The organism is Curvibacter sp. GW821-FHT01G03 (assembly GCF_059422285.1).
In genome coordinates this window covers 45,080-52,524 of sequence record NZ_JBWKWP010000029.1, presented here as the reverse complement: position 1 = coordinate 52,524, position 7,445 = coordinate 45,080, and the positions used below count along the sequence as shown (strand labels likewise).

The 7,445-nt window shown below is 67.3% G+C and carries 5 protein-coding genes; 3 read left to right on the top strand and 2 right to left on the bottom strand.

The window, feature by feature from the left end; all coding sequences use genetic code 11:
• Positions 1 to 225: 225 nt before the first annotated feature.
• A complete protein-coding gene (locus AC07VS_RS27280) occupies positions 226 to 1,068 on the bottom strand; it encodes an NADPH-dependent oxidoreductase (protein ID WP_494658719.1) in 843 nt (280 codons plus the stop codon).
• 30 nt (positions 1,069 to 1,098) lie between these two features.
• A complete protein-coding gene (locus AC07VS_RS27275; protein ID WP_494658720.1) occupies positions 1,099 to 3,312 on the bottom strand; it encodes a rhodanese-like domain-containing protein in 2,214 nt (737 codons plus the stop codon).
• Positions 3,313 to 3,548: 236 nt separating this feature from the next.
• On the opposite strand from AC07VS_RS27275, the gene AC07VS_RS27270 reads away from it, so the two are divergent.
• From AC07VS_RS27270 to AC07VS_RS27260, 3 genes are all read left to right on the top strand, one after another.
• Complete coding sequence (locus tag AC07VS_RS27270; RefSeq protein ID WP_494658721.1) at positions 3,549 to 4,559, top strand: tripartite tricarboxylate transporter substrate binding protein; 1,011 nt, start codon at positions 3,549 to 3,551, stop codon at positions 4,557 to 4,559.
• A 411-nt stretch (positions 4,560 to 4,970) separates the two neighbouring features.
• A complete protein-coding gene (locus AC07VS_RS27265; protein ID WP_494752529.1) occupies positions 4,971 to 6,065 on the top strand; it encodes an ABC transporter substrate-binding protein in 1,095 nt (364 codons plus the stop codon).
• Positions 6,062 to 7,411, top strand: a complete 1,350-nt coding sequence (locus AC07VS_RS27260) for a sulfatase family protein (RefSeq protein ID WP_494752528.1) — start codon at positions 6,062 to 6,064, stop codon at positions 7,409 to 7,411. Before AC07VS_RS27265 ends, AC07VS_RS27260 begins: the two co-directional genes overlap by 4 nt.
• Positions 7,412 to 7,445 lie beyond the last annotated feature (34 nt).

Below are 7,445 nucleotides of genomic sequence, written 5' to 3'. Positions count from 1 at the left end.
GAGACATCGCAGAAGCACAAGGAAAAAATCCCCTCCATTGGATCGATGAAAGACCCAATCGATTTCTGTGCTCCGGATCTATTTTGTGACAGACGACAAAATGGGGTGATCATTATTTTGCATATCCATGGTTGGAGATAATCAACCAGCATTCACCTTAAAAATCAAATCCAATCAAAAACCCGGCGCCGGGCCGGGCTCCAAAGGCGGCATCCAGGAGAAGCTTCAAGTCAGCTCAAACCCCTGCCAGGTAATGAAGCGCCGCAAGTGATCCCGCCCCGACAGGCTTTGCGGCCCGGCCACGCGTTGGCTGGCCTGCTGCGACCACGGCACGGGGGGCAGGCCCTGATCGCGCTGAAAGGCCTGGATGGACTGGTCGTACCGCGGCACCTCGCCGGCTTCGGCCTCGGGGCTGTAATGCTCGTGGTGCAGCACCACCGACTGCGCCAGGCGCGGCTTGACGGCCGCGGGCTGGGCTGGATCAGGGTGACCCACGCACAGGCCGAACAGTGGAAACACGTGCGACGGCAGCTTCAGTTCAGCGGCCACCTCGGGGGCGCGGTTGCGCAGGGCCCCGATGTAGACGGTGCCCAGGCCCAGGGCCTCGGCGGCGACCACGGCATTTTGCGCGGCCAGCGAGGCGTCGATGCTGGCGACCAGAAACTGCTCCAGGTACTGGTTGGCATCCGAGGGCTGGCCCAGGCGCTGGGCCAGCCGATCCAGGCGCGAGAGGTCGGCCAGCCAGACCAGGAACAGCGGCGCCTGGCGGATGTGAGCCTGATCGCGCGACCACTCGGACAGGCGCGCCTTGCGCTCGGGGTCGGTGACGGCCAGGACGCTCCAGGCCTGCAGGTTGGATGAGGTGGGTGCCGATTGGGCGGCGGCCACCAGATGGGCCAAGGTGCCTTCTGGCAGGGCGTCGGGCAGGTAGGCGCGCACGGATCGGTGTGCCAGCAGGTGCTGCAGCACCGCGGTCTGGGCCTGTGCGGGCGGGGTGGGCAGCGTGGCCTGCGGGTTGCCGTAGCGGGCGGTCAGGGCTGGGTTCAGGTCAAAGGTTTCGTGGGTCATGGAGATCTCCAAGGGGTGGGTGCCGGCGGGTCAGGCCGGGATCAGCTGGATGCCGATATCGCCCTCGCGCTCCAGCTGGGCCACCAGGCCCAGCTCCCAATCGAGGTAGGCCTTGAAGCCCGCATCGCGCTGGGCCAGGTCGGCATGGGCATAAGGGCTGTACCAGTGGTCGTCGTCCCCCGTGAGCACGCCGTCGGCACCGCTTTGCAGGGGCAGGCCGGCAGCGGCCCAGGCCTCGGTGCCGCCGGCCAGGCTGCGCACGGTGCGCGCCAGCAGGCGCCGGGCCAGCTCGGCCGCCACGGTGGCCGCCAGCACGCCATCGGGCGAGGTGATGACGATCGGTGTCTGGTCGTCGGCACCACCGGCAAATTCCTGTAGCCGGTCGGGCACGGCAAAGCGGCTCCCGGGGATGTGGCGGCGCTCAAATTCGGCACGGCGATCGACATCGAAGACCTGCACGTCGCCCTGCTGTTGCCAGGCCTGCAGTTGCAGCGGCGACAGCCGGGCTGCGGCAGGTTGCGAGGCCAGCACACGCACCGGCTCGGGGCCGGTCACCGTGGTGGCCTGGGCAGGCGGGGTGAACACATAGACCTCATGTCCACCGAGCTGGGCCAGCCAGGCGGCCGTGGTCAGCGCACGCACACCGTCCCAGTCGGCCAGCACGATGCGGCTGCGGCGCGTGCCCACGTATTCATCGGTGGCCTGCACCAGCTGCCCACCCGGGGCCCAGCGCCAGCCCTCGAGGTGGCCGGCCTGGTACTCATCACGGGTGCGCACGTCGAACAGGTACAGCGATCGCTCATGGCGGTGGCGCTGCAGACGGACCAGGCCCGCTGCGTCGAGGCGCTGTACACCGGCCCGTTCGGCCACCCGGGCAGCCTGCTCACGCGCCCGGGCCAGGCCCTGGGGCGAAGGCTCGGGCAGGGCCGCGCTGCGCCCGTGCGCCAGGCTCTGCCCGGCCAGCAGCCAGGCCATGGTGCCGTCCTTGAGCGAGACCACGCGGTTCGGGATGCCGGCGTCGATCAGCGTCTGGGCACCCACGATGCTGCGGGTGCGCCCGGCGCAGTTGACCACCACCAGGGTGTCGGGATCGGGCGCCAGCTCATGGATGCGGTAGACCAGCTCGGCCCCGGGCAAGCTGTGCGCAAAGGGCAGGCTGAACTGCCCGAATTCCTCGGGGGTGCGGCTGTCCACCACCACCAGGTTCTGGCCCTTCTCCAGCGCCTGACTCAGGCCGGCCACGTCGATCCAGGGGGTATGCTTGTCGTGCTCGATGACCTCGCCAAAGGCCTTGCTGGGCACGTTGGTGCCGGTAAAGATCTCGAAGCCGGCGGCGGCCCAGGCCTCGGAGCCGCCCTCCAGCACCGACACCTGGGCATAGCCCAGGCGCACCAGCTTGCGGGCCGCCTCATGAGCCAGCGACTCGTCACCGTCGACTAGCACGATGCGGGTGCCACGGCGTGGCACCAGGCGGTCGATCAGCAGCTCCAGCCGCCACAGCGGGGCCGAGGCGGCCAGCAGCAGGTGGCCGTGGGTGTAGACGCCGGTTTCGCGTACGTCGAGCAAGGCGATCTCTTCGCCGTCAAGCAGGGCCTCACGCAGGGCCGCCGGGCTGATCAGCGGGTGGCGGATCAGGGCCGGGGGCGCAAAGGTGCGGTAGCTGCCACCGCTGCGGCTTTCAAACACCACGCGCCCGGGCAGGCGGTCCAGCCCCAGGCCGTAGAAGTGCAGGTGCAGGCCGGTCTCGGCCCCCACCAGCTCGATGGTGTGCACATCCGTGGGCTGCAGGGTGATGTAGCTGCCAGGGCCCACGTCGACGGTGCGGAGGGGGCTCAGGCTGACACGTGCCGGGTCGGCCGTTGGGCTGCGCTGGTAAAGCACGTTTTCTTCATGGCCCTGGATGCCGGCGATGATGGCCCAGGTGGTATGGTCGTGCGGCGGCTGGGCCTTGCCCGGCTGGCCGGCCGACACGTACAGGGCATAGTGGCCGTCCAGGTCTTCGTACAGGCGGTAGACCCGGGCCGGCACCTCTTCGCTGAGCGGAAAGTGCGCCTCTGGGAACAGCTCGCGGCGCAGGCCCAACTGCGCCAGGGCCTGGGCCACCTCGGCCAATTGGGCATCGCTGGCCTGTTGGGGGTCGAGCACGGTGCGGCGCGCATGGGCGATGAAATCCAGCACCGCACGGGTGCGGCGGCTGGCGAGGTCACTGCCGCTGAAGTCGAGGCTGAGGTCGGTCTGGCTCATGCGATGGGTCTTTCAGATACAAGTACAGGTGCAAGGGTGGGTGCAAGGCAACGCAAGGTTGCGGTCGCGCAAGGCTAAAAGCGCCCGCCGGCTCGCCCAAGGAATGATTTCGGCTAACCATATGCGCGCCGGCCCGCGCGCCCCGTTGCGCGCCCGGTTCTACGCCTGGTGCGCATATGCTTAGCCGAAGAACTTCGTTCACGGCAGCGCTACCCCTGCCTAGAGTAGCGCCCACCATGCATGCCACCCCCACCCTGCCCCGCCGCTGCCTGCTGCGCGCCCCGCTGATCCTGCTGGCCGCCCTGGGCCTGTTGACCGCCGCTGCGGCCACCCCAGCGGCCGAGCCCCCGGCCTTCCCGAACCGGCCCGTGCACATCGTGGTACCCGTGGCCGCCGGCGGCAGTGCCGATAAGCTGACACGCGCCCTGGCCGAGAAGCTGACCGCGCGGTGGGGGCAGCCCGTGGTGGTCGACAACGTGCCCGGCGCCAGCGGCAACATCGGTGCCGCCAAGGTGGCCCGGGCTGCCCCCGACGGTTACACCCTGCTGCAGCAAGGTGAGGGCCTGACGCTGAACAACATCCTGTTCACCGAACTGCCCTACGACGCCAACAAAGCCTTTGCCCCGGTGATCAAGGCGGTGGTGAATCCGCAGATCCTGGTGGTGAACCCGAACAGCGGCCTGAACAGCTTTGCCGACTACCTGGCACGCGCCAAGGCCCAACCCGACACCCTCACCCTGGGCCTGCCGGGCAACGGCGGCATCGCCCACGTGGCCCATGAGATCCTGAGCCAGGAGACCGGCGCCAAGGTGCGCTACATCCCGTATTCGGGTGGGGCCCCAGCCGCACTGGATGTGCTGGCCGGGCACACCCAGGCCACCCTGATCACGCTGGCCGCCGTGACCGAGCATGTGCGCAGCGGCAAGCTGCACGCCCTGGCGGTGACCACGAACTACCGCTCGCCCGCCCTGCCCCAGGTGCCCACCATGGCGGAGGCCGGCGTGCCGGGCTTTTCGGTGGAAAGCTGGCAGGGCTACTTCGTGCCGGCGGGCACACCCGCTGCCGTGGTGGCCAAACTGAACCACGACATCGACACGGTGCTGCACTCGCCCGAGCTGCGCAACAAGCTTGAGGACATGGGCTTCAAAGTGGCCGGCGGCAGCGCCGCCGACCTGGCCACCAGCCTGCAGCAAGAGCGCCCGCGCTACAGCCGGGCGATTCGCACGGCAGGGATCTCGCTGCGCTGAGGGGACCAGCCACTGCGCTTCGGCGGCAGGCTTGAGGGTGGTCGTCACGCCTGCCAGGGATGGAGACGGCCAGGCCAGCCTGCTGAAAGGCCAGGTCGCGGCATGTGCAACGATCGAGGATCGGGCGCAAGCGAGGGCCGGCAGACAGAGCGTTTGGATGACCTGCGCATCCATCCGAGCCGACACCCGGCCCGCTGGCTCGCCTCGGTGGACCTCATCGGGCGGGTTTCGAGCGGTGATGATCGCCACAGGTGTCCCCTTCCAGAACAAAACGACGGGGCATGTGTTGGAAGTGCTAGCTTATGCATCAAACTTCTTTGGCTATGAAGTCGGGTTTTCATAACATTCCGCCATGACGGGAGCGCGCCTGAAGGCCGCCCCGATGTTCCAAAGACTTCAAGCCCCCATTTCATGCCCTCGACCCCCTCCAAGCGACTGGCCCTGACCCGTCGAGCCTTGATCGCCAGCGCTGGCCTGCTGCTGGCCGCAGCCGCCACGTTCACCCATGCCGAAAGCGCCCCCGCCATGATCCGCATCGGCTCGCCCGAACTGGGCACGGGCACCAAGCCCTTTCCGGGGGCCAATCCGCTCGCGGTGCTGAAGGCCCGAGGTTGGCTGGAGGAAGAATTCAAGGCCGAGCACATCAAGATCGAATGGACCACCTTCCGCGGCGCCGGCCCAGCTGTGAACGAAGCGGTGGCGGCCAAGCAACTCGATGTGGTGTTCCTGGGCGACCTGGCCTCGGTGATCGGCAAGTCGCGCGGCCTGCCCACTCGATTGATCGCGGTGGTGGGACGCAACTCGAACAGCTACCTGGCGGTGGCACCGGGGGCGGGCATCCAGAGCTTTGCCGACCTCAAGGGGCGCAAGGTGTCGGTGCTCAAGGGGACGGCCTACCAGCGCCCCTTCGATGCCTTTCTGGCCGAGGCCGGCCTGACCGAGAAAGACCTGAAGGTCGTCAACCTCGACTGGCCCGGCTCCAAGGCCGCCGTGGTCAACCGCGACATCGATGCCACGTTTGGCGGCGCAGACCTGCACCTGCTGCTGGACAAGGGCGTGACATTGCCCGTCAGCACCAAGGGCAAGGGCCCAGCCTTCAGTATCTACGCCGGCCTGCTGGCCACCGATGACTTCATCACGCGCTACCCGGCCCACACCACACGCCTGGTCAAGCAGCTGATTCGCGCTTCGCAATGGGCCAGCGACGAAGCCAACCGCAACGCCCTGCTGCAGCTGTGGGGCGATCAGAGTGGCCAGGGTGAAGCGGTGTACAAGGCCGAGTTCGATGGTGAATCACTCAAGTCACGCCATTCGCCCCGCATCGACGAGGCGGCGGTGTCGGTCTACAAATCGGTGGTGGCAGACGGCCTCAAGCTGGGCCTGATCAAGCAGAACGTGGACGTGGACGCCTGGGTAGCCCCGCAGTTTGTCGAAGCCGCCCTGAAGGAGTTGAAGGCCGAGAAGTTCTGGCCCGCCCTGGACCGCAACGGACGCCCCCTACCATGAGCCACGCCAACCAGCACGACGGCCGCCCCAACATCATCTTCATGATGGCCGATGACCTGGGCTGGGCCGATTTGGGCGTGTACGGCCAGACCGACTACCCCACGCCGCACCTGGACCGGCTGGCCGACCAGGGGGTTCGCTTCACCCAGGCCTATTCCAACTCGGCCGTGTGCTCGGCCACCCGCTTCGCGCTGATCACCGGGCGCTACCAGACCCGCCTGCGTGGCGGCCTGGAAGAGCCGATCGCCAAACCCGCCCACTACCTGGGTCTGCCGCCCGAGCACCCCACCCTGCCCTCGCTGCTGGCCGAGGCCGGCTACCACACAGCCCTGATCGGCAAATGGCACCTGGGCGCCATGCCGCACTTCGGGCCGCTGAAGAGCGGATATCAGAAGTTCTTTGGCAACTACAGTGGCGTCGTCGACTATTTCACCCACAAGCCGGGCGTGGGCGAGCATGTGCCGCGGGACCTGTGGGAAGACGATGTGCCCGTGGAACGCGTGGGGTACTACACCCAGATCCTGGCCGATGAGGCCTCGCGCTATGTGCAGCAACAGGCCCGGGCCGACAAGCCCTTCTTTCTGTCGCTGCACTTCACTGCGCCGCACTGGCCTTGGGTGGGGCCTGAGGACGAGGCGGTGTCGCACAGCCTGAACGACCTGTTCCATTACGACGGCGGCAACCTGGCCACCTACGGCAAGATGGTTCAATCACTGGACACCGCCGTGGGCCAGGTGCTCAAGGCGCTGGACGAATCGGGTCAGGCGCACAACACCATCGTGGTCTTCACGAGTGACAACGGTGGCGAGCGCTTCTCCAAGACCTGGCCCTTCACGGGGCAGAAGACCGAATTGCTGGAGGGCGGCCTGCGCGTGCCCACGCTGCTGCGCTGGCCCCAGTGCCTGGCCCCACAGGTCAACGAGCAGGTCACCATCACCATGGACTGGCTGCCCACCCTGCTGGCCGCCATGGGCCTTCAGCCTCACCCTGACTACCCCAGCGACGGCGAGAACATCCTGCCCGTTCTGACCGGAGACCGCCGCCCCTGGCAGCGCACGCTGTTCTGGCGCTACAAGTCGCAGGGCCAGCGTGCCGTACGCCAAGGCAACTGGAAGTATCTGAAGATCAACGACAACGAATTCCTGTTCGATGTGGTGAACGACCAGCGCGAACGTGCCAATCTGCGCCACAAGCACCCCGAGGTGTTTGAACATCTCAAGAGCCTGTGGGCACAATGGGACAGCACCCAGTTGCCCATCACCGACGAGGTGTTTACCCACGGCGTGACGCCCGATATCCAGGCCGATCGCTATGCGCCGGACAGGGGGCAACGGGTACGGGCTTGAGCCCGCGCCCATAACAGCGCACGCTTGTCGAATT

Excerpts from the sequence above, each read along its gene's own strand:
- AC07VS_RS27280 (WP_494658719.1), bottom strand. The coding sequence starts at position 1,068 with ATGACCCACGAAACCTTTGACCTGAACCCAGCCCTGACCGCCCGCTAC.
- AC07VS_RS27275 (WP_494658720.1), bottom strand. The coding sequence starts at position 3,312 with ATGAGCCAGACCGACCTCAGCCTCGACTTCAGCGGCAGTGACCTCGCC.
- AC07VS_RS27270 (WP_494658721.1), top strand. The coding sequence starts at position 3,549 with ATGCATGCCACCCCCACCCTGCCCCGCCGCTGCCTGCTGCGCGCCCCG.
- AC07VS_RS27265 (WP_494752529.1), top strand. The coding sequence starts at position 4,971 with ATGCCCTCGACCCCCTCCAAGCGACTGGCCCTGACCCGTCGAGCCTTG.
- AC07VS_RS27260 (WP_494752528.1), top strand. The coding sequence starts at position 6,062 with ATGAGCCACGCCAACCAGCACGACGGCCGCCCCAACATCATCTTCATG.